This window comes from Blautia sp. An249 (assembly GCF_002159835.1).
Taxonomy (GTDB): Bacteria; Bacillota; Clostridia; order Lachnospirales; family Lachnospiraceae; genus Blautia_A; species Blautia_A avistercoris.
The window spans coordinates 413,276-436,284 of sequence record NZ_NFJL01000001.1; the positions used below are offsets into that span (position 1 = coordinate 413,276).

Here is a 23,009-nt window from a genome sequence, read left to right on the forward strand (position 1 = left end):
ATGGACTGGTTATTTGGCTGGATAACAGACTGGATAAAACAGGGCTTAATCGACGCCATCACAGGACAATTTACAGGAATCTTTGAATCGGTCAACAACCAAGTAACCGATGTGGCCGCGCAGGTAGGCCAGACGCCCCAGGGCTGGAATGGCGGTGTTTTCAGTATGATCCAGACGCTATCGGAAACGGTAGTGCTGCCCATTGCCGGTATGATCTTAACTTTCGTGCTGGTGTATGAGCTGATCCAGATGATTCTTGAGAAAAACAACATGCACGAATTTGACACCTTCAACATCTTTAAGTGGGTGTTCAAGACCTTCGTTGCCACCTATCTGCTCACCAACTGTTTTACGATTGTGATGGCCGTATTCGATGTGGCGCAGACGGTTGTGGCGAACAGCGCGGGGATCATCAACGGAAATCTGGATGTGGCCGCGTCCATGGCCGACCTGGAAACACAGCTTCAAGCCATGGGTATCTGGGAGCTGATCGGCCTGTGGCTGGAAACCAATATCATCAATCTGTGCATGTGGATTTTGTCTATCGTGATTTTTGTGATCGTTTACGGAAGAATGATAGAAATTTATTTGACCGTGAGCATTGCGCCGATTCCTTTTTCCACACTTGCCAACCGCGAATGGGGCGCGATGGGGACCAATTACCTGCGCTCCCTGTTCGCCCTTGGCTTCCAGGGATTCCTTATCCTGATCTGTGTTGCGATTTACGCGGTGCTGGTCCAATCCATCCCATCTTCCAGCAGCGTACACGCCGCAATCTGGGGCACAGCAGGCTATACGGTGCTGCTGGCCTTTGCCCTGTTTAAGACAGGTTCGCTATCCAAATCTATTTTCAATGCACACTGACGTATGTTTTAAAAAGTAAAGGAGACATTTTATGAGTAATAACAATACTGCTGCAAATCCCACTGTCCCGGAAACAAACGGGGACCTGCCTTTCAAGCTGGATGTGCGTGTCCGGCCTATCGCTCCTATGGGAAACCTGCTGGCCTACGCCAACGTCACCATCGGGGGCTGTTTTAAGATCGACGGCTTTCGGATCTGTTCCGGCGAAAAGGGGCTGTATGTCAATATGCCCTCCACCCAGGACAACAAAGGGAACTGGAGGGATGTCTGCTGGCCGGTGACGGCGGATTTTCGCCGCCAGCTCAATGAGGCGCTGATTGAAGGATACGGCGCGGCTATTGAAAACCTGCAGGCGACTTTGGAGGCTACGAAAGGCGCCGCGGAAAAGCCTTCGCTGACCGGGGCGCTGAAAGAGAACGCCGGTAAAGTGAAAAGCCAGCCGGTGAAGGCAGCCGCCGCCAAAGACGGTCCCTCCCGCTGATGCCGGAGACTAAAAAATACGGGATCATCTATGCGGACCCTCCCTGGCGTTACGATATGAAGCGGGGCCACGGGGTTGCAGAAAACCACTATCCCACAATGAGTATTGAAGAAATCTGCGCGCTTCCGGTTGCGGACCTTGCGGCCAAGGACAGCGCGCTTTTTCTTTGGGGTACATTTCCCCAGCTTAAAGAAGCGTTCCGTGTCATAGACGCCTGGGGATTCCAGTATAAAACGCTGGCCTTCCTGTGGCTGAAACAAAACCGCAAAGCGGACACCTGGTTTTACGGCATGGGGTTCTGGACGCGCTCTAACGCGGAAGTGTGCCTTCTGGCTACCCGCGGCCATCCGAAACGGCAGAGCGCCGGAATCCATCAGTTTGTCATTTCCCATATCGAGCAGCACAGCAAAAAGCCGGATATTGTGCGGGAGAAGATCGTTAAGCTGATGGGCGACCAGCCCAGGGTAGAGCTTTTTGCCCGTCAGAAAACGCCGGGATGGGATGTCTGGGGCAATGAGGTCGATTGCACCATCACCCTCCCGGAGAGAAAGGAGGAAATTTGAGTTTGGAACAGGAAGCGAAACGGTTGCTGATGGAGCGCTTGGATGACTGCCTGAAAGTCCATGCGGATTTGCTGGACTCACAGGACATTGGCAGTATTTATGAGCTGCAGGATCTCGCCCAGCTTCATTACTATTTGAAAGTGGAACATCCTTTTACCCCGGCAGAGGTGGAAGCTCTGCTGTCGTTTCAGGACCCGTTGGAAGTTGCCCGCTGGTGCAAAGAGGAAAACACCCATACCCACAGCTTTCCTATTTGCGAACTGTTGGAGAAAATCGGCGCATACCATAAATTTGACCGGTTTCCTCCGGCCCAGGCAGATCCAAGAACAGAACTGATAAAACGCCTGGGCCAGAATTATTTTGCCTACATGGAAAAGCTGGATTCTCTCAGTACGGGCGCGCTGGTCGCAAACGCGAGGGAAATTGCGACTGTCCAGGAAGTTTATACCTATCTGGCCGAACACTATACCTTTCAGCCGGGAGAAGCCGAACTGCTGCTCCGGCTGGATGACCCTTTGGGCTATATATCCGGCAGATGGCCCCAAAATGTCTACGATACCTTTCCTGTGGAAGATAAAGTTGCGGAAGATATTTGGGAACTATCACAGGAGGCGGAACCTTTGCAGCTCCAGGAGAGCGGTTCCGTGAAAGACCGGCTGCAAAAGGCTATTGAACAGAGTTCACGCATGGGTGATCCTGATAAAAAGCCGCACCACGAGAAAGAGCGGTAAAGCGCAAAATATGGATTGTTCCTGCCCTTTTTTACAGCGGCAGGCGTTTGAAGGAAAGAAGGTGATTTTTTGCCCTATGTACCGGTTCCAAAGGATTTGACGAAGGTTAAGACCAAAGTTGCCTTTAATCTGACGAAAAGGCAGCTTATTTTTTTCAGCATTGCCGGGGCGGTTGGTCTGCCGGTGTATTTTCTCACCCGCACGGCGATTGGGAATACCGCTTCGGTGCTTTTGATGATCGGGCTGATGATGCCCTTTTTCTTTATGGCAATGTATGAGCGTGACGGCCAGCCTGCGGAGAAGATTCTGAAAAATATGATCCGTCACCGCCTGTGGCCGGAAACGCGCCCATACAAGACCCGGAACTTTTATAAAATCATGTCGAAGAAGGAGGAAATAAGTATTGCCAAAAACCAAACAGCAGGAAGCGCAGGAAAAGCGCCTGCAGGCAAACATCCAGCAGGCGCGAAAAAACCGGTCCGCAGTAAAAAAGGCCGGTAAAAAATCTGGGCCTCATGCAAAGCCGCCTGGCAAGGGCGGCTTTTTCAGCGGAGTAAAGCGGGACGCGCCGCAGACAGCCCAGCAGACGATCCCCTACCGGGAGATCTATAAGGACGGGATCTGCCGCGTCAATGATAAGCTGTACACCAAGACCATTCAGTTTTTCGATATTAACTACCAGCTTGCCCAGGCGGACGATAAGGCGCAGATTTTCGAGAATTACTGTGATTTTCTCAATTACTTTGATTCTACGATCAGCGTCCAGCTCACCTTTATCAACCAGCGGGCCAATATGCAGGACTTTTCCAAAAGCATTGCGATCCCGCCCCAGGGGGACGAGTATGACGACATCCGGCGTGAGTACGCGGAGATGCTTAAAAACCAGCTCGAAAAAGGCAACAACGGCCTTGCCAAACGCAAGTATATCACTTTTGGCATTGAGGCGGACGACCTGCGTACCGCCAAAATGCGGCTGGAGCGCGTGGAAACGGATGTGCTGAACAACTTTAAGACCCTGGGCGTCCAGGCGGTCCCGTTAAGCGGGCTGGAACGGCTGGAGCTTCTGCACAGCCAGCTCCACCCAAGCGGCCAGGAAAAATTTAAGTTTGCCTGGAGCGACCTTGCCAAAACCGGCCTTTCCACAAAGGATTTTATCGCGCCCACCAGTTTTACCTTCTCTAAGGATGGCAAGACCTTCCGCATTGGGGAGTATTCCGGCGCCATGTCCTTTTTGCAGATCTTAGCGCCGGAGCTGACGGACCGGATGCTGGCCGAATTTCTGGACCTGGACGACGCAGTGACGGTCAACCTGCATATCCAGTCCATCGACCAGGCCACAGCGATCCGCAATATCAAGCGGAAAATGAGCGACCTGCAGAAAATGAAGATTGAAGAACAGAAAAAGGCGGTGCGGGCCGGATATGATATGGACATCATTCCCACGGACCTTGCCACTTACGGGGAGGAAGCCCAAAACCTGCTTCAAGATCTGCAATCCCGGAATGAGCGTATGTTTTTGGTAACGGTGCTGGTGCAGAACATAGCCCCGAAAAGGCAAAAGCTGTTCAGTGACATTATGGCTGCCTCCGGTATTGCCCAGAAGTATAACTGCGCGCTGAAACGCCTGGACTACCAGCAGGAACAGGGCCTTATGTCCTCCCTGGCGCTGGGCCAGAACCAGATCGAGATACAGCGGGGCCTCACCACCAGCAGCACCGCTATTTTCGTACCCTTCACCACCTGCGAACTGTTCCAGGATGGGCAGGCATTGTATTACGGACTCAACGCCATTTCCTCAAACCTGATTATGGCGAACCGCAAGCTGCTGAAAAACCCCAATGGCTTGTTTCTTGGCACTCCCGGCAGCGGCAAATCATTCAGCGCCAAGCGCGAGATCGTCAACGTGTTCCTGCTGACGGATGATTCCATTATTATCGCGGACCCGGAAAATGAATATGGCCCGCTGGTAAAACGCTTTGGGAAACAGGGGCAGGTCATTGACCTTTCGCCCACTTCCTCCAACTATATCAATCCGCTGGACATTAACCTGGATTACAGCGATGACGAGAACCCCATTACATTAAAGAGCGATTTTGTCCTCTCTTTGTGTGACCTGATTATCGGCGGCAAGGATGGGCTTACCCCTATCGAGAAAACTATCATTGACCGCTGCACCCGCCTGGTGTACCGGGATTACCTGCAGGACCCCCGCCCGGAGAATATGCCAATCCTGGGGGACCTGTATGAGCTGCTTCGCAAACAGAGCGAGCCGGAGGCCCAGAATATCGCTACTGCCCTTGAAATCTATGTCAACGGCAGCTTAAATGTGTTTAATCATAGGAGCAACATCGACATGGACAGCCACCGCGTCCTGTGCTTCCAGCTTAAATCCCTGGGCAAAGCCTTGAAAGAGATCGGGCTTCTTATCATGCAGGACGCTGTGTGGAACCGCGTTACCGCCAACCGGGAGAAGCATAAAACGACCTGGTTCTATATTGATGAATTTCATCTCCTGCTCAAAGGCCAGACCGGTGCTTTTTCTGTTGAGATCTGGAAGCGTTTCAGAAAATGGGGCGGGATTCCGAGCGGCCTGACACAAAATGTGAAGGACCTGCTGGCCTCCCGTGAGATCGAGAACATCTTTGAAAACTCGGATTTCATCTACATGCTGAACCAGGCCCAGGGCGACAGGCAGATTCTGGCGAAACAGCTTGGGATCAGCCCGACGCAGCTTTCCTATGTGACCCACAGCGGCCCCGGCGAGGGTCTTTTGTTTTTCGGAAATGTGATTATCCCCTTTGTCGATCACTTCCCGAAGGACACCAGCCTGTATCAGATCATGACGACCCGCCCGGAGGAAGTCGCGGAGGCCGGGACGTGATAACCTTCTTCACCGCCTGGCGTATGGGAGGTGATGCAGTTGCCAAGGGATGAAGAATTTAGGGCAAAGGAAAAGAAATTCCACAAAATGACCCGTGACGGGCTGGTGGAACGGGGCGCTGCTTCCGGCGAGGAAACCCGTATCAGCGGCCGGGAGCAGGATTTTGATCTGCGGCAGGCAAGGGATTCTCCTGACTCTTTGGAGGACCTTTCAGCCAAAGCCCGCCACACCCGGCAGCAAAGGCCGAAAGACGGAGACACCCCGCAGGCGGAGCCGGTGGAAAATGAGGATGCTTCCCCTTTGGAGGATTCGCGGCCACAGTCCCGTGAGGATGCCCCGCGGGAGGAACCACGGGAAAAGCCCGGCAGTCGGCATACCCGTTATCAGCAGAAGTTTTCCGAGTCCAGCAGCGCCAGTGAAGCAGCCGCCGAGCAGCCCCGCACCTCGAAACTTCAATTTGCCGAGGATGAACTGCCGCCGGATGCCCCCGGCAAAAAGCTGGTGAAGGCCCGGCAGAAGGCGGAACGGACCGCCCGGAAGCTGGAACAGGCCGAAGGCAATCTTCCGGCCAGACGGAAACTGCGGCTGGAGGTGGAGCCGGACGCTGCCACCGGCAACGCCAAACGGCGCTTAAAATTTGAAAAAGAGGTGATTTCCCAACAGGAACACATAAAAGGCGCCAAGCCTCTGCGCCCGGTAAAAAAAGGCGCAAACGCGGCCATTGGATATGCCCACAAGAAGATCTATGAGAATGAGCATGAAAACGTGGGCATTGAGGCGGCCCACCGCACAGAGCTGGTGGCGGAGGGAGGGCTTCGCGCCCTGAACCACCGCCGGAAAACTGCCCCTTACCGCAAAGTGGCCCGGCTGCAGAAAAAGACGGTGAAAACCCGCGCAAGGGCGGCTTACCAGCAGGCCCTTCACGACAACCCCAAGCTGCAGAGCAATGTGTTTTCCCGCATGTGGCAGAAGCACCGCTTAAAAAGGGAGTACGCCAAGGCCGCCAGGACCGCCCGGCGCACCGGGCAGGCTGCCGGGAAAACGGCCGCTGTCACGAAAAAAGCCGGAGGTGCGGTTGGGCGTTTTGCCAGCCGCCACCCAGCCCTTTGCCTGATGGCGGCGCTCCTGTTTTTGATCGTTGTCCTGATTTTTTCCCTTTTTTCTTCCTGTTCCAGCATAGGGACAGGCGGTGCCGGCGCGATTGCGGCGTCCAGCTATACCGCGGAAGATCAGGACATCAACAATGCCGAGCTGGTTTATACGGAGTGGGAAACCGACCTGCAGATGCAGATTGACAATGCCGAAGCGGACCACCCCGGCTACGATGAATACCGTTACCATGTGGGCAATATCGGGCACAACCCCTTTGAGCTGATGGGATTCCTTACCGCGTCCTATCAAGCCTTCCAGTATGAGGATGTTGAGGTGGTGCTGCAGGAACTTTTTGCCGAGCAGTATTCCCTCGAATTTGTGGAGGAAGTGGAGTCCCGCACCCGCACGGAAACCCGGACGGACCCCAGTACCGGCGAGACTTATGAGGTAGAAGTGACCTACGAGTGGCGGATTCTCAATGTCAACCTGACGGCCAAATCCTTTACGGATGTGATCGCCGCCCGTATGGACACGGAACAGGCCCAGCTTTTTAATATCCTGATGATGACGAAGGGCAACCGCCAGTATGTCTCCAACGTGTTTGGCGATACCAACTGGCTCCCTTATGTCACAAGCTACTATGGCTACCGCGTCCACCCCATCAGCGGAGAAAAGAACTATCATAAGGCGGTGGATATTGGGATGCCCCAGGGCACGGAGATTTTGGCCGGGCATGACGGCGTGGTAACGCAGGCCGGGGAAGCAGGCAGCTACGGGCTGATCGTGGTGCTGGAGGGCGACATGGAGGACGGAAGGACCCTTACCACAAAATACGCCCACTGCTCCGAGCTGCTGGTATCTGCCGGGCAGGAAGTCAAACAGGGGGATGTCATTGCCAAAGTGGGCAGCACCGGTGATTCCACCGGGCCGCACCTTCACCTGGAGGTGTTGGTGGATGGGCAGTACCTTAATCCCCTGTATTTTGCCGATACCGGCGACCATACCGGAACCAGCCTGATCCCTGGAAGCGTGGGCGGGCCGGAAATCCCCGCATATCCCGGCGCTCCTATGGGCGATGGCGATTATGCGGCGCTGATTACGGAGGCGCAGAAACATCTCGGAAAGCCTTATGTGTTCGGCGCTTCGGGACCAAACAGCTTTGATTGCAGCGGCTTTGTTTCCTATGTCCTCAATCAGAGCGGTGTTGCCAGTGTGGGACGCTCCACAGCCCAGGGGCTTTTCAACATGAGCACCCCTGTTTCCAGAGAGAACGCCCAGCCGGGAGACCTGATTTTCTTCACCGGCACCTACTCGGCGGGCACGCCTGTAACCCATGTAGGGATCTATATCGGCAACGGGCAGATGATCCATGCCGGGGACCCGGTGCAGTATGCCAATATCAATACATCCTACTGGACCGAACATTTTTACGCATTTGGGCGTATCTCAACCAATTAAAGATCGGAGGTAATAAATTGAATCCCAAAATTGACAAACTCGCAAGGGATATAGAAAAAACGGAAAAGAAAATCGCAGACCTGCAAAAAAAGCTGGAGCTTTTCAAAGAGGAAAAGACCCGGCTGGAGAACGAGGATTACGGCGATATTGGCCGTGATTTCCACCTGACCCCGAAGGAGCTGGCGGAATTTTTGAAGGAGCACAGGGCTGGGACCCTTACGGTCCCGGAGGCCGCCCCTCCTGCGGGAGAACAGGAGGCCGGCCATGAAGAATAAAGTGAGGAATGTTCTGGCGGCGCTTGTGCTTTGCATGAGCGCCGTTGTCCTGCCTGTCACCGCTTACGCTTCCACGGGCAGCGATACCACGCCGCCCACCCTTACCGCGACCTTAAAGGACGATAAGCTGACGGTGGAGGCCAGCGATGATATGTCTGGCGTGGAGGCGGTGTATGTGGACGGGACCCGGATCAACAGCCTTGTCAACGGCAAGGGTACCGTGGCCTTGAAGGATTACGCCGGGGACGGCAAGGAAGTGACGGTTTACGCGGTAGACTATTCCGGCAACCGCTCCAAAGAGGTAAAGCTGGATAACCCTTATTATGAGGAACCGGCGCAGACCCAGGCGGCTTCCTCTGCCGCGCCCCAATCTTCCAGTGGGGAAACACAGGCTGCGCCTTCCCAAACGCCCGCGCCTTCTCCTTCATCAAACAATGCTTCCGGCAATTCGGAAAGCAGCCAGGCCGCCGAGACCCCTTCGGCCTCCCAGGAAGAAACAGGGGCTTCTTCTGAAAGCTCTGATACGGAGGACGAAACGGAATCGGCTGTGCCGGAAGGGGCATTTACCCCGGAAGGCACCGGCACGGTCCTGGACTCAGCCACCGGGCAGGAAGATGATAAGCAGTTTTATACCATCACCACCGCGGACGGAAATGTGTTTTACCTTATCATTGACGGGAAGCGGGATTCGGAAAACGTCTACTTCCTGAATGGCGTTACGGAGGAAGATCTGCTCTCCCTGGCCCAACAGGATAATGGCAGCGAAAGCGCCATTGAGGTTGTCACCTGCAACTGTACGGAAAAATGCGAGGCGGGCGCGGTGAATACCGATTGCCCGGTCTGCAAAAATGACCTGAACGGCTGCCTGGGGAAAGTAACGGAAGAACCGGCGCCGGAGGAAACCGAGCAGCCGGAAGCCGAGACGGAGAAATCCGGCGGCAATAGCGGCATGATTATCTTCCTGGTGATCGCTCTTGCGGCCGCTGGCGGGCTGGGCTATTACTTCAAGATCGTACGCCCGAAACAGCAGGCGGCTATGGACGAGGACGAGTTTGAGGATGACGGTTACGGTGAAGATGATGAAACCAACGAGGCATACGGGGAACCGGATTACCTTACCGAAGATGATTTTGACGACAAGGACAGCAAATAAGGCTGTCCTTTATTTTTAAGAAAGCGAGGATTTTTCATGGAGAAAACAAAAACGTGCCGCCGCGGTCTGAAACGGCTGCTGGCCTTTCTTCTCAGCGCGCTGTGCCTCCTGGGGCTGCTGCCTATGTCTGCCTTTGCCATGGAGCCGGGGCAGACGGCAAGCTCCTGGCTGGGCGATCAGTATGTGGGTTCTGACGGGCAGCATTACTACTCGCCCGCACCCTACACCTACCTGGTCTACAATTCCGATGGGACTATGGATGTACGCACCAGCTCCGGCGGCAGCGCTTACCGCCACTATATGCTGACCGTTTCCGATGGGACCAGCCATCAGGTTTATTGTGTGGAGAGCGGGATTCCCTACAATACCTCTGATAACACCTATACATCAGAGAGCGGGACGAACAGCCAATACTTAAACCTGCTTCCTGCCGAAGCCAGACGAGGCATTACCCTGACGGCGATCTATGGCTGGAAGCCGGGCGCAAGCCTTCCGGTCTCCGGTATCAATGAGGATGACTATAAGATGGCAACCCAGATCATTCTCTGGGAGTACCAGCAGCAGCTCCGCAGCGACCCATACAGCCGCCACGGGAACGGCCATGCGTCAGCGGATCAGTATTACAGCGTGATCGCCGGGCGCCCCGCGGAAAAAGCGTACAACTGGATCTTGGAGCAGGTAGCTTCCCATTCCACGGTCCCCTCTTTTACTTCTTCCAGTAAAGACGGGGCGCCGGAACTGGAACTGAAATGGGATTCGGAACAGAGGGTTTATACCCTGACCGTTACCGATACGAATAACCTGGGGATTGACCTGGATCTGCTTTCCGGCAGCGGCGTGTCTGTCACAAGGAACGGCAATCAGTATACCTTCACAAGCAAGGATATGATTATGGACCCTGTGACCTTTGAATTTCGGAAAGATATTCCGGTTGCCAATGATATGCTGATCTGGGGCAGGCCCGGCTACCAGACCATGATGACCGGAGCCAGTGACCCGGTATCATTTTTTGTAAAGATCAAGACAGAAACTTATGGTACCGCAAAACTTGTCAAGACCAGCGAGGACGGCATTGTGTCCGGGATTTCCTTCAACATTTCCGGTACGGATCTTCTTGGGAATGAAATCAATGAGAATGTAACAACCGGGGAAAACGGGCAGATTGAAAAGGAGCTCCTTCCCGGCACTTATCTTGTGACAGAAATCCCGGTTGACCGCTATGTGACACCTGCCTCGCAGTATGTCACCATTGAAAGCGGCCAGACTTCCACCGTCCATTTCAGCAACATTTTGAAGAAATTCCGTGTCCATGTGGTAAAGAGCGATGCAGATACGGGAACGGCCCAGGGAGACGCGACCCTCGCCGGAGCAACTTATGGGATCTATAACAACGGTGAACTGGTCGATACCTATACCACGGATGCAGACGGCAGCTTTATGACCCGTTACTATGTATGCGGGGACGCCTGGACGATCCGTGAAATCTCCCCCAGCACCGGGTATCTGCTCAACGAGACTGTCTACGAAGTCGGCGCTTCTCCTTCCCTGTATGAGATTGAGCTGAATACAGCGGAGAGCCAGGTCACAGAAACGGTGATCTATGGGAACATCCAGCTTGTGAAGCATACCGATGAGACGGACCCGGATGTGCCGGAAGATGAAAACACCGAGGAACCCAATGAGGGTGTGGTGGAACGCCCGGAGGAAGGAGCAGTATTTGAGATTTACTTAAAAGCCGCAGGCAGCTATGACAACGCGAAGGAAAGCGAGCGCGACCTGCTCACAACGGACAGCGACGGATTTGCCGCTTCCAAACAGCTCCCTTACGGGCACTATACCGTACATCAGGTTGCCGGTGAGGACGGGAAAGGATTTGTGCCGGACTTTACAGTCTTTATTTCTTCCAATGGGGAAACGTACAGCTATATCCTGAACAACCGCACTATTACGGCCCGGCTGAAAGTGGAAAAATGTGATGCGGAGACGGGAAATATCATTCCCATGACCGGCACCGGCTTTAAGATCAAAGACCTTTCCACCGGGGAATTTATCACCCAGGACGTTTACTACCCGAACCCGGAGACTCTTGATACCTTCTATGTTTCGGACGAGGGCTGGCTGATGCTGCCGGAACCTCTGCCTGTGGGGGATTACGAACTGCATGAGGTGGCTGCGCCTTATGGCTATGTGCTGTCCAATGAGCCGGTGCCGTTTACTATTGACGGCAGTGAGGCAACTGTAACTGTTACGCAGTACAATATGCCGCAGAAAGGCCAGCTCACCATTACAAAGACCGGTGAGGTATTCGCTTCTGTCCAGGAAAACGATGGCCTCTATCAGCCGGTGTACGAGGTCCAGGGACTTCCCGGCGCGGTCTATGATGTGATTGCCGATGAAGATATTTATACCGGGGACGGCACCCTGCGGGCGGCAAAAGACACGGTGGTAGAAACACTGACTACCGGCGAGGATGGAACTGCCCAGAGCGGACTCTTATACCTGGGCCGCTACCGTCTGGAGGAACGCCAGGCGCCGGAAGGCATGGTGCTGGACCCCACACCGATTTATACCGAGCTTACTTATGCCGGTCAGGAGGTAGAGATCACCCAGGCGGCCATCGGTCTTTATGATGAACGTCAGAAGGTAGAGATCGACCTTCTGAAATCCCTGGAAACAGACGAAACCTTTGGCATTGGGCTTGGCGAGGAATACAAGGATATTTCCTTTGGCCTGTACGCTTCGGAGGACCTGACTGCCCTGGATGGCAGCGTGATTCCCGCGGGCGGGCTTCTGGAAGTCGTGGCGGTTGCGCCGGTGGAGGACGCGCCTGGCCAGTATTCGGCGGTCTTTGCCTCCGATCTGCCTTTTGGCAGCTTCTATGTCCAGGAACGCACCACCAATGAGGCATTTGTGCTTTCCGATCAGCAGTACCCAGTAGTCTTTGCGTATGCCGGGCAGGAAACCGCTCTGGTTACGATTGCGGTCAATGACGGCGAGGCCATTTCCAATGAGATGATCCGCGGGCGCATTGACGGCGTGAAATACGGCGAGGACCCCGAAGGCGGTGAGGACCTTACCCTGGAGGGCGCGCTGATCGGCCTGTTTGCTCCCGGCACGGAAGAATTTACCGAGGAAAATGCCCTGCTGGTGACGACTTCCGGGGAAAACGGAGCCTTCTCCTTTGAGGACGTGCCTTTCGGCCATTGGATCATCAAGGAGATTGCCAGCCCTTCGGCCCTGTACTCCATCAGCCCGGAACAGCACCATGTCTATATCGGCACCGATGGGCAGGCCGTTGAAATCGAGATTGACAATACCCTGATCCACGGTACGGTGCAGATTATCAAGACCGAGGCTGTGGACGAATTGAAGTCTATCCAGGAGAACGGGGAAAACACTTCTGAAAGTGAGGCTGGTGAGACGGCAGAAAGCGCCGATGATGATACCGGCGAGGACACTGCGGACAATCCATTCCTCCACCGGCTGCCCGGCGCTGTCTTTGAGCTTTACGAGGACACCAACGGCGATAAGGCATTTGATGAAGGCGACGCCCTGATCGGGGAACTGACGGAAACCGATGAAGGGTTCCATGAAATGAGCGGCCTTTTGGCGAAGGGCTATTTTATCAAAGAGAAAACTGCCCCGGAAGGCCACAAGCTGGACCCCAACGCCTACTATTTTGAGATCACCACGGACGGGCAGGTTGTCGTTGTGGAAAATGGTGAGGCTGGCCGCGGATTTGTGAATGAGGCTTACCGCGGCAACCTGAAAATCACGAAGGATTCCAGCGATGGCCGCAAGGACGGCTTTGCCTTTGAGGTGAAAAGTGAGGATGGCACTTACTGCGAGACTTTCACAAGCCCGGAGAATGGTATCATCCTGATCGAAGGGCTGCGCGTGGGCAAATACACTGTGACCGAGGTGAAAAATAAGGCCAGCGAGGACTATATCATCCCGGATGGGGCCACGGTGGAGATCAAGGCCGATGAAACCGCCGAGGTGAACTTCTTCAATGAAAAGCCGGAGGAAGAAACCCCGGAAACGCCGGAAACGCCGGAAACCCCGGATAGCTCGGCAACGCCTTCCAATCCTTCTAAGCCGGTCCCGCAGACAGGCGATGATTATAACCTGTATATCTGGATCGGCGTGTTGGGCGCGGCGGTGATCGGCAGCGGTGTTGCCCTTTTTCTGTGCGCTTACAAGAAAAAGGGACAGAAGGCCAGCCCCGGACGCCGCAAAGCGGCAGCCGGCGTGCTTCTGATCTGCATTGCCATGACGGTAGGCAGCGGCTTTATGCTGGCGCGGGAGATCGGCCAGTACAAGGAAAGCGCCGATACCTATGCAGGTCTTTCGGAATATGTCACCCCGGCTGAAACGGATGGGGAAAATGGGAACGCGGAGGCGCCGGAGGAAACCGGCGCTTCCTCCGTTTCTCTGCCCACGGTGGACTTTGAAAGCCTGCTGGCCCAGGGGCCGGATGTCAAGGCATGGCTGGAGCTTCCCGGCACGGTCATTCAGTACCCGGTAACGCAGGGCGAGGATAACAGCTACTACCTGAAACACCTGTATGACGGTACGGCAAACAAGGTGGGCTGTCTGTTCATCGACTATGAAAACGCGGAGGATTTTTCCGACAACAACACGATCATCTATGGGCACAACATGCGGGACGGCTCCATGTTCTCCACGCTGGTGGAATACAAAGCGCAGGCTTATTATGACGAACATCCGGAAATGTACCTGGTAACGCCGGAAGGCGGTTATGTGGTCGAGGTGTTTTCCGCATTTGTGGCAAGCCCGGAGGAATCCGGCAGCGAAACTTCTCCCTGGGCGCTGGAATGGAAAGACAGCGGCGCTTATACGACCTGGCTTTCCGCAATGCAGGAGCGTTCTGTGATCGAAACGGGCGTCTCCGTCACTTCCAGCGACAAGGTGCTGACCCTTTCCACCTGCACCAATGGCGGCGCTGACCGCTTTATCGTCATGGGCAGGCTGGTAGATGTAACTGAATAACAATTTTTCATAAGATGGCGCGGGATGCCAGATGCTCCCGCGCCTATCTCTATATATGGAGGATTTGCAATGGTAAATAACATTGTTCCTATTCCCGGATATGTCCATCTCTACCGCTCCATGCTGCGGTTTTACGATATGCCCAGCGCGGAGCTGAAAGAAATGCTCTATCTTCTGAATACCGCCAACCTGGACAGCTATGGCTTCCACCACCCGGAGGCGTATGTGGTCGAGAGCGGCCCGGTAGCTTTCTGCGGCTGGCTGGATCATCGGTATGCCCGCCCTTACCGGACGGAAGTGCAGCTTTATAAATCCCTGCTGGCCCTGAAACGCAGCATTGACCGGGATTGCATTGTCACCTCCCAGCGAGAGGCCCTTCAAATGCTCCGGTGCGTGATCTCCAATCTGGAATACCGCTTTTATAAAGCTTACAACATGGAATTTGAGGATAAGCGCACAGTGTATTCCGAGTGTGCCTTCCGGCTGATCCCGCATGAGGATGAACCCAGCGTGTGCCTGATGCGCGATTGGGTGTACCTGCCTACGGCGTAAAATATGTGCTTTGCTTCTTTTTTCTAACCATCAATCTAACCACCTGCTAACAACGATGGTTAGATTGGTTAGAATAGCCGCTTGAATTGCGGCAAATATTATGGCTAAACCAAAATCACAATTTAGTTTAGCCAGAGATTTCATTGACAATGAGGATAATCGCACGGTGTATTCTAAGTGCGCTTTCTGGCTGCTCCCGTGGGAGGCCAAACCCGGTGTGCGCCTGATGCACGATTGGATTTATCTGCTGACTGTATAAAACACAACGAATACTGTATGGAAGCCGTTACATGATATTTTTTGATTTGTCCCGAATGTTATACGGCACCGCAATTTCGATAGGGTCCTTATGGTGTTATTTATCGGTTCAATCGTGTCACTGCCTGGTTAGAAAACTGAATAGAAACGATTGGATATGACAATATTATGAGCGGAAAAGCACCTTTCTGTGTTAAAAGACTGCTGCAATGCACCCGTTTTTGTGAACCTCATAAAAGTATCGGTTCATAATCGGTTCATAATCGGTTCAGGCTCGTTGACACGATTGAACCGATTTGCTATAATAGGAGCGTTAATATGAATGAAGGAGATGGCAGTATGCTTTTTCGGGAAAGTGAGACCATAGAACTGAAAGAAGTTGTTGTGGACGAAATCAAAAAAGAGATCATTGCTTTTGCTAACTGTGACGGTGGAAAACTGTATATTGGCGTCCAGGATGACGGCACGGTAGTCGGAGTGGATGACCCGGACGGTGTATCTTTGCAAATCAGCAATATGGTACGGGATGCCATCAAACCGGATGTAACAATGTTCGTGCATTATAAGACGATTGAAGAAAATGGAAAAGACATTGTTGCTGTAGATATTCAGCGCGGAACGGACCGGCCTTATTATCTTGCCAAAAAAGGGATGCGGCCAGAAGGCGTCTATGTCAGGCAGGGTTATTCTTCGGTTCCTGCTACGGATACGGCAATCCGCCGTATGATTAAAGAAACGGATGGGGACCGCTTTGAAGCCATGCGCTCTCTGAACCAGGAACTCACATTTGAAGCTGCGAAAAAAGAATTTGACCTTCGGAATGTAGAATTTGGTCCGCAGCAAATGCGTACTTTGAAGCTGGTCGATCAGGATAACCTTTATAGCAACTTAGGGCTGCTTCTGTCCGACCAATGCGTCCATACGATTAAGGTCGCAGTTTTTCAGGGGACAGACCAGACGGTATTTAAGGACCGCCGGGAATTTAGCGGGTCGCTGCTGCGCCAGATGAACGAAGTGTATGATTTTATTGACTTCCGCAATCAGACCCGTGCAACCATAGAAAAACTGCTAAGGATTGATGTCCGGGATTACCCTGAAATCGCTGTCCGGGAAGCATTGCTGAATCTGTTGGTCCACCGGGATTATTCCTTTAGTGCCAGCGCACTTATCAGTATTTATGCGGACAGGATTGAATTTGTGTCCATTGGCGGCTTGATGCCGGGAATTGACCTGGAAGATATTATGGTAGGTATTTCCGTATGCCGGAACCAGGACCTTGCGAATGTGTTTTATCGTTTACATTTGATTGAGGCTTATGGTACCGGAATGGGAAAAATTATGAAGGCATACGAAGGCATGGTGGAAAAGCCTGTGATTGAAACCACAAAAAACGCCTTTAAGATCATACTGCCGAATATTAACGCCAAATATGAAAAAGGCGCTGAATCTGTGCTTCCAGCAGAGCCATCCGCACATACTCCTGTTGGCACGCCATTAAGTGCCGGAGAAGAAAAAGTGTTGGAATATGCCCGGACACATGGTGCTGTTACAAGAAATGAAGTCATGGGACTGCTCGAAGTGAGTATCTCTACTGCTGCCAGAGTCCTGAAAAAGCTGGTAAAAAGCAATCTGCTAAAGCAGAATGGAAAAGGCAGAAACACCAACTATACCATTATAAATAAATAAACGATATACCTCACAGCCGATTGGAAAAATCCAGTCGGCTGTTTTTAGTTAGGAGGGATGCTATATTACACAAACAGAAGTCAACGCCGTATTTGACGAGCAGGTGAGGCTCTGTGCCGACACGCTGCAGAAGAAAACCAAGGAATATACTGGAGATGATACGGACCGGCTGGGAGCATTTAAGTCGGCTGCGGCTTTGCAGCACACAACGCCCCAGCGGGCACTCGCCGGTATGATGGCAAAGCACATCATCTCCATTTATGATATGTGCTTTACGGACCGAAAAACTTTTGAGCTGGCTGTCTGGGAGGAAAAGATCACCGACAGCCTTAACTATCTGTTTTTACTAAAAGCTGTGATAAAGGAGGAATTGGAATATCAATCAGATTGAAACTAAAATTTTGAACTGCACCGCAGTACAGGAAGCCGAAAAAAACATGGTGTTTGCGGCGAGGCTCACGCAGCGGGGTCATGCGATCCATTCCATGGATGACCTTCTGGCCCTTTATGAGAAAGCCTATACTGCCGATACGGTCAAACGGATCGCCTCTCTGCCGCACCCCGCCGTACAGAAGTTTTCGGTTATCACGGTGGCGGTTGTGGGTGCCAGCAGGCGTTTCCTGGCGCAGATCACCCGGCACCAAAACGAGGTCAAGTTTATCAGCGCCTCTTTGCAGTACAGCAATTATGCGGGGCAGGCCGATTTTGTGGTGCCTTATGAGATCCTGACGGCAAGCCAGTGGGTGCATGACTTCTACCTGAAAAAGTGCCGGGCTGCCATGGAGCATTACGCGGATATAGGCGCCTGCGGGATTTCCAGGGATGCCGCGGGGTACCTTGCCCCGCAGAGCCTCCGCAATGTGCTGATAATCAGCGCCACGCCTTACCAGTGGAAGCACATGATCGGCCAGCGGACTTGCCGCCGCAATACGGATGAAACACGCTTTGTCCTGCTGAAGATATGGGCGGATCTGTATGCGCTGGACCCGGAACTGTTCAGCCCGGAGCTTACCGGCCCCTTCTGCCAGCGGGAGGGCTGCCGGGAAAAAGATATGTCCTGCGGCTGCCCATGCGAAAAAGGGGCGTTGCCTCTTGCCCTGCTGCGCCAGGACTATCCCGCAGCACTGGAAGGAGGCGGCCAGTGAAAATCAAGATCATTGATTTTGGGCTGCCGGAGAACCACCGTCCCCTCCGTTCCCACGCCAATGACGCCGGGGCGGATGTCTATATGCCCTTTGACTGTACTCTGGAGCCTGGCGGGATTGCTAAAATTCCGCTGGGCTTTGGCCTGGAGGTGCCGGACGGTTATGCCGCCTATGTGTTTCCCAGGAGCAGCCTGGCTGCAAAAGGGGTGGTCTGCGAGCTGCCCCCTGTGGATTCCGGCTACCGGGGCGAGATCCACGCCATTGTCAGCAATGTGGGAAATGATGCTCAAATGCTTGCGAAAGATTCCAGGATCGGACAGCTTATCATCATGCCTGTGGTAATCGCGGACTTTGTGAATGACATGGGTGGACAACGCGGCGCGGGCGCTTTTGGCAGCACGGGGAAATAACTTTTGGCTTTGTATAAATATTTTCTGTGTGGATAATTTAAAAATAGGGCGCAGGTACTATACAGATGTAACCAATCCTATATAATATTGGTTATATCCGGGAGCAAAATACGATTTTAAACCGTTTTATTCCTTGCAAAGAATAGAAAGTGGCCAGCCTCCCTTTTATGTGACTGACCACTTCTATTTTTTGCTATTCAGTTCTTTCATAATGCCGAGGATGTAAGACATTGTTTTGGAATCCAGCTTCTTTGCTTCTGTGATAAATTCCTTTAAAGCGGCGGGATTCGGATTGCCTTCATCGAAAAATTCCTGTGGTGTTACGCCCAGGTATTCACAGATATAAAAGAAGGACTGCATAGAAGGAAGCGTTTTCTTGTTCTCCACGTTGTTGATATAGTTGTTGGCCTGTCCAAGCGACAGCGACATATCCCGTGCTGAAACACCCTTCTGCATCCTCAGTTTTGCCAGCCTTTCCGGGACAAAATCTTCGTACACCATAGTCACCTCCCATTCTGTAATAGATTGTACCTTACAGGCTGGCTCTATTCGCTAAATGAAAAGGGGTATTTCTGTTGACACGCTAAATGTAACCTATTAAAATAAGAGGTATGGTAGTTTTCAACTATCATCTGAAAGGGAGGCTGCAATATGAAAGAAAAAGTATGCGGAGTAACCGGACACCGGGAAATCCCCGCTGAATATATGGAACAGGCAGAGCAAGGTCTGCTGCGCGAAATTGAAAAAGCCATCGCAGACGGCTATACCTACTTTATTTCCGGTTTTGCTGACGGTGCAGATCAGCTATTTGCCGGGATTGTTCTGGAAAAAGCCAAAGAAAATCCGGTATTGCACCTGGAGGCAGCGATTCCGTACCGCAACCGCTATAAGCGGCTGATGGAGGACGAGCGGACCAGGGGCATGCTGGAGGCATGTACGAAGGTCGAAGTTATCAGCGAAGAATGGGCTTCCAATGTCTATATGAAGCGCAACCGCTATATGGTAGGCCAGGCTGATCGGGTAATCGCTGTCTATGATGGACGGGAAAAAGGTGGCACGGTGTCCACGATCCGCATGGTTCACGCCCAGCGTAAAGAAATGCGGGAGGTCCCTGTGGGGTCTTATCTTCCTGAAAGCATGATAAATCTTGGATATTTCAGGAACGCTTCGGGTAGATAAGGATTTGCTTGTGTGGTAAAATAGTGGGTGTATAATGGGTAAATCGCCATTCGTGTAGACATTGTTGAGTTATAATGACGTCTTTAGTTAGTAGAGCATCTTTACAGGGAAGGATTGGATATGAAAAAATTTCTAAAAATTTTCATTATTCTTGAAATATTGCTGTTTGCCTACATATTTAACAGCTCAATTTACAATATTTACGAAAAAAACAATATTGCTGCTGATAATTTAAGTGGTTATGTGATTGAAGAAACATCTCCAGAAACCCTTAATCAGTTTTATTCTATATTCACTGAAAATTATCCAAACAACAAGATAGAGCTTATAAATAACACATTAACTTCGACAGATAATTCAGTTTATGATTTATACTGCTATCCTTTAGATAAGTTTGAACAAAAACAACCTGTTTCTCAAACAATCGAATTTAAGTACCATGAATTGACAAAAGAAGATTTTTTGGATAGTGTCGGCATATTCTATACGGATTTGTCTGATGATGAAATAGATCAGCTTGCAACGCAGTTATCTACACCAATAATCGAATATGAAGATACGTCTATTCCGTATAGCATGATATTAGAGTTAAATCTGTTTAATTTTATTATCTTGTTCATTGTCATTCTAATAATATACGGTATCTATACTTCTTATAGCCTGAAAAAGATAGGCATAAAAAAGAGCATGGGTTTCTCCACTCTGCGTATATTGAAAGAACAAATCATAAGCGTAGCAAAGTATTACCCTATTGTGTGCTTAGCTCTGTTGGCTGTATTGAACCTGTATTATGCATTTACAAACCGCTTTGATTTTTCCTATTTGATAATGGGCATATTCTTCTTTGGGATCGTCTTAATTGTAAATGTGCTTTGCATGCTTCTAACAAGTGCTTTAATAAAATTTGTTCGTTTGGAAGCAATGATAAAAAATAAAACATTAAATAAAAGTACAAATGCGATTGTACAATTTATAAAAGTTGCGTTTTCTGTTGTAATCGCTATTACTATCATTTCTTTACTTCAGCAAAGTGGAGATTATATGAAAAGTCAACAGGCGGTTTTAGACTATAAATACCTTGATGGCTATTATACATCTAATGGCTTTAATTCAGCAGAATATAATTATGCCATATCAAACCCGGATGTATCGGAGCGTTATTCAAATTCAGTTTTAGAGCTATATAGGAGCCATCATTCATTGTTATGTGATTATACAGGTAGTGATGAAGCTCAAGGCCCAATGGGGGCTTCACGCCCATATTATGTCCAACAAACTATTATTGCAAATGAAAATTATATAAAGGAATTTTCCAATATACAGATCAATGGAACTCCTTTGGACGAAAATGTATTTAGCACACCAACGGTCTTAATTCCTGAAATGTATAAGAATGACGAAAGCCTTATAAAAGACCACCTTACCGGAGAATATGATTTGCTGCTGAATTATAATCAAAATTACGGGATACAAGAAGAAACACGCGCAAATGAATTTAATATTGTTTATATTGATGATAGTTCCACTATAAAGGTTAACACAGAGAAAGGGTTTTCGGATATAACTGGCGGTATTATCATTGTTGATACAGGAGATTTTGGAGGACTTTATTATTTAGATGCTTTAAATAATAGAAGTTTGTTCTTCTCAGTAGAGTCAAGAGAAGAGTTTTCTGCCCTGTTAACGAAATATGATCTGGCACAGTTAGTCGTGGCAGGAACATTGCTGACTCCTTACTTAACACAATTAGAAAGCGTGACGTTTGTTCTTAAAACCCTTACGATGTTCGCTATCGTATTTGTGGTTTCACTGGTGTTTATTCTATACATCTCAAACTATGTAGATGTTTTTGTTAACCGGAAACGATACGCTTTAAAAGAGATTATGGGCTTTTCTCATTTTAAAATACTAAAGAGCCGTTATATTGTTTGGGCAATGGAAATAATCGCATCAGTAATCTTGACTGCTATCAATTATTATTTTGCTTGCTTTTTTGCAATCATGCTACTGGACTACCTGTTTTGTGAATTGTTATACCGGACTTATATCAGAAAGGCTTTATATGAAATCGAAAAGGGGGCATAAGTATGTCATTGATCGTATTGAAAAATATTAAAAAGGAATATGGAAAAAATCAAGTATTATTCAATGATTTGTCTTTAGAGATAGAGCAAGGAGAATTTGTTGGCCTCATTGGAAAAAGCGGCGCAGGAAAAACAACACTTCTAAATATAATCGGACTGATTACCGATATATCGGCGGGAACGATAACGATTGGTAATTACAAAAATTTGTCCATGAAAAGCAAAAATGCTATGCTCCTTAGACGGCATACAATAGGTTATCTTTTTCAAAATTATGGGCTGGTAGAAGATGAAAGTGTATTATGGAATTTGAAACTGGCCCTTGAATATAGAAAAATGAGCAAAGGAGAAAAATTAAGAAAAATCAACAAGTATTTAAAACAGTTTGGTTTAAGTGATATGCTCAATAAGAAAATATATCAGTTGAGCGGAGGTGAACAGCAGCGAGTCGCTATTATTAAATTGATATTGCAAGGAAGCAAAATCATATTAGCTGATGAACCCACTTCTGGACTTGATAAAGATAATGAAGCAATAGTAATGTCACTTTTAAAAAAATTGAATGAAAGCGGAGTTACCATAATCATGGTGACTCATAACTTGAACTTGTGTGACTATTTTTCCAGAGTAATAGACGTAGAAAAATATAGATAGTGAGACTTTCAAGCGGCACGGTGTCCACGATCCGCATGGTCCACGCCCAGAAAAAAGAAATGCGGGAGGTCCCTGTGGGGCCTTATCTTCCTAAAAGCATGATAAATCTTGGATATTTCAGGAATGCTTCGGGTAGATAAGGATTTGCCAGTGTAGTAAAATAAGAAACATAAGTGGACAAATTGGAAGTTATCGAGGTGTTTAATCGTGAATGAAAGAGAAAAAATTATCCGTTTATGGTTTGATATGTGGTTACAAAAGAAAGACTTAGGTATTTCCGAGTTTTTTACAGATAATTCCGTCTATATCGAAAGTTGGGGGCCGGAATATCACGGCTCTGCAAAAATCAAACTTTGGTTTGACGAATGGAATACCCGCGGCACTGTTCTTCAATGGGATATAAAGCAGTTCTTTCACAAAGAAAATCAAACTATGGTTGAATGGTACTTCAAAGTAAGTAGGTAATCATCCGTATCTTCAAATCCCTTCCATCATTTGATAAGATGTTCTCAAATGATGGAGGTGATACC

Annotated in this window: 19 protein-coding genes and 1 pseudogene; 19 read left to right on the plus strand and 1 reads right to left on the minus strand. The window is 50.3% G+C overall.

Annotated elements, in window-relative coordinates; all coding sequences use genetic code 11:
- The 15 genes from B5F53_RS02060 (at position 1) to B5F53_RS02130 (ending at position 18,562) form a co-directional block, all read left to right on the plus strand.
- Positions 1–864: a VirB6/TrbL-like conjugal transfer protein, CD1112 family gene (locus tag B5F53_RS02060; protein ID WP_008394466.1), complete on the plus strand. Its 864-nt coding sequence runs from the start codon at positions 1–3 to the stop codon at positions 862–864.
- A gap of 31 nt (positions 865–895) precedes the next feature.
- On the plus strand, positions 896–1,345 hold the full coding sequence (locus tag B5F53_RS02065) for a SpoVG family protein (protein WP_242970203.1): 450 nt from the start codon (positions 896–898) through the stop codon (positions 1,343–1,345).
- Positions 1,345–1,908 carry an MT-A70 family methyltransferase gene (locus tag B5F53_RS02070; protein ID WP_087218964.1) on the plus strand — a complete coding sequence of 188 codons (564 nt, stop codon included), beginning with the start codon at positions 1,345–1,347 and terminating at the stop codon, positions 1,906–1,908. Before B5F53_RS02065 ends, B5F53_RS02070 begins: the two co-directional genes overlap by 1 nt.
- A complete protein-coding gene (locus tag B5F53_RS02075; RefSeq protein WP_242970204.1) occupies positions 1,905–2,639 on the plus strand; it encodes a hypothetical protein in 735 nt (244 codons plus the stop codon). The genes B5F53_RS02070 and B5F53_RS02075 overlap by 4 nt, the downstream gene beginning before the upstream one ends.
- Before the next feature lie 69 nt (positions 2,640–2,708).
- Positions 2,709–3,140 carry a PrgI family protein gene (locus B5F53_RS02080; protein ID WP_087218967.1) on the plus strand — a complete coding sequence of 144 codons (432 nt, stop codon included), beginning with the start codon at positions 2,709–2,711 and terminating at the stop codon, positions 3,138–3,140.
- Positions 3,043–5,520 carry a VirB4-like conjugal transfer ATPase, CD1110 family gene (locus B5F53_RS02085; RefSeq protein ID WP_204246890.1) on the plus strand — a complete coding sequence of 826 codons (2,478 nt, stop codon included), beginning with the start codon at positions 3,043–3,045 and terminating at the stop codon, positions 5,518–5,520. Before B5F53_RS02080 ends, B5F53_RS02085 begins: the two co-directional genes overlap by 98 nt.
- A gap of 33 nt (positions 5,521–5,553) precedes the next feature.
- A complete protein-coding gene (locus tag B5F53_RS02090) occupies positions 5,554–8,070 on the plus strand; it encodes a M23 family metallopeptidase (RefSeq protein WP_087218970.1) in 2,517 nt (838 codons plus the stop codon).
- Positions 8,071–8,087: 17 nt separating this feature from the next.
- Positions 8,088–8,345, plus strand: a complete 258-nt coding sequence (locus tag B5F53_RS02095) for a DUF4315 family protein (RefSeq protein WP_087218973.1) — start codon at positions 8,088–8,090, stop codon at positions 8,343–8,345.
- On the plus strand, positions 8,335–9,498 hold the full coding sequence (locus B5F53_RS02100) for a CD1107 family mobile element protein (protein WP_087218976.1): 1,164 nt from the start codon (positions 8,335–8,337) through the stop codon (positions 9,496–9,498). The genes B5F53_RS02095 and B5F53_RS02100 overlap by 11 nt, the downstream gene beginning before the upstream one ends.
- A gap of 36 nt (positions 9,499–9,534) precedes the next feature.
- The gene (srtB, locus tag B5F53_RS02105) at positions 9,535–14,511 is read left to right on the plus strand and encodes a class B sortase (RefSeq protein ID WP_087218979.1); all 4,977 of its coding nucleotides are present in this window, start codon (positions 9,535–9,537) and stop codon (positions 14,509–14,511) included.
- A 69-nt stretch (positions 14,512–14,580) separates the two neighbouring features.
- Complete coding sequence (locus B5F53_RS02110) at positions 14,581–15,063, plus strand: hypothetical protein (RefSeq protein WP_087218982.1); 483 nt, start codon at positions 14,581–14,583, stop codon at positions 15,061–15,063.
- A gap of 597 nt (positions 15,064–15,660) precedes the next feature.
- The gene (locus B5F53_RS02115; protein WP_087219091.1) at positions 15,661–17,007 is read left to right on the plus strand and encodes an RNA-binding domain-containing protein; all 1,347 of its coding nucleotides are present in this window, start codon (positions 15,661–15,663) and stop codon (positions 17,005–17,007) included.
- A 103-nt stretch (positions 17,008–17,110) separates the two neighbouring features.
- Positions 17,111–17,398: a hypothetical protein gene (locus tag B5F53_RS02120; protein ID WP_087218985.1), complete on the plus strand. Its 288-nt coding sequence runs from the start codon at positions 17,111–17,113 to the stop codon at positions 17,396–17,398.
- Positions 17,385–18,152 carry an FAD-dependent thymidylate synthase gene (locus B5F53_RS02125; RefSeq protein ID WP_275532188.1) on the plus strand — a complete coding sequence of 256 codons (768 nt, stop codon included), beginning with the start codon at positions 17,385–17,387 and terminating at the stop codon, positions 18,150–18,152. The genes B5F53_RS02120 and B5F53_RS02125 overlap by 14 nt, the downstream gene beginning before the upstream one ends.
- Complete coding sequence (locus B5F53_RS02130; protein WP_087218988.1) at positions 18,149–18,562, plus strand: dUTP diphosphatase; 414 nt, start codon at positions 18,149–18,151, stop codon at positions 18,560–18,562. The genes B5F53_RS02125 and B5F53_RS02130 overlap by 4 nt, the downstream gene beginning before the upstream one ends.
- Positions 18,563–18,745: 183 nt before the next feature.
- On the opposite strand, the gene B5F53_RS02135 is transcribed toward B5F53_RS02130, so the two are convergent.
- Positions 18,746–19,060, minus strand: a complete 315-nt coding sequence (locus tag B5F53_RS02135; RefSeq protein WP_087219096.1) for a helix-turn-helix domain-containing protein — start codon at positions 19,058–19,060, stop codon at positions 18,746–18,748.
- A gap of 153 nt (positions 19,061–19,213) precedes the next feature.
- Here B5F53_RS02135 and B5F53_RS02140 point away from each other — a divergent pair, with 153 nt between their 5' ends.
- From B5F53_RS02140 to B5F53_RS02155, 4 genes and pseudogenes are all read left to right on the plus strand, one after another.
- Positions 19,214–19,741 (plus strand): SLOG family protein, encoded by a 528-nt coding sequence (locus B5F53_RS02140; RefSeq protein WP_087218991.1) that lies wholly within the window; start codon positions 19,214–19,216, stop codon positions 19,739–19,741.
- A 120-nt stretch (positions 19,742–19,861) separates the two neighbouring features.
- On the plus strand, positions 19,862–21,826 hold the full coding sequence (locus B5F53_RS02145; RefSeq protein WP_087218994.1) for a hypothetical protein: 1,965 nt from the start codon (positions 19,862–19,864) through the stop codon (positions 21,824–21,826).
- 2 nt (positions 21,827–21,828) lie between these two features.
- Positions 21,829–22,479 (plus strand): ABC transporter ATP-binding protein, encoded by a 651-nt coding sequence (locus tag B5F53_RS02150; protein ID WP_087218997.1) that lies wholly within the window; start codon positions 21,829–21,831, stop codon positions 22,477–22,479.
- A gap of 207 nt (positions 22,480–22,686) precedes the next feature.
- A pseudogene (locus B5F53_RS02155) lies at positions 22,687–22,932 on the plus strand (nuclear transport factor 2 family protein); the annotation flags it as partial.
- Positions 22,933–23,009 lie beyond the last annotated feature (77 nt).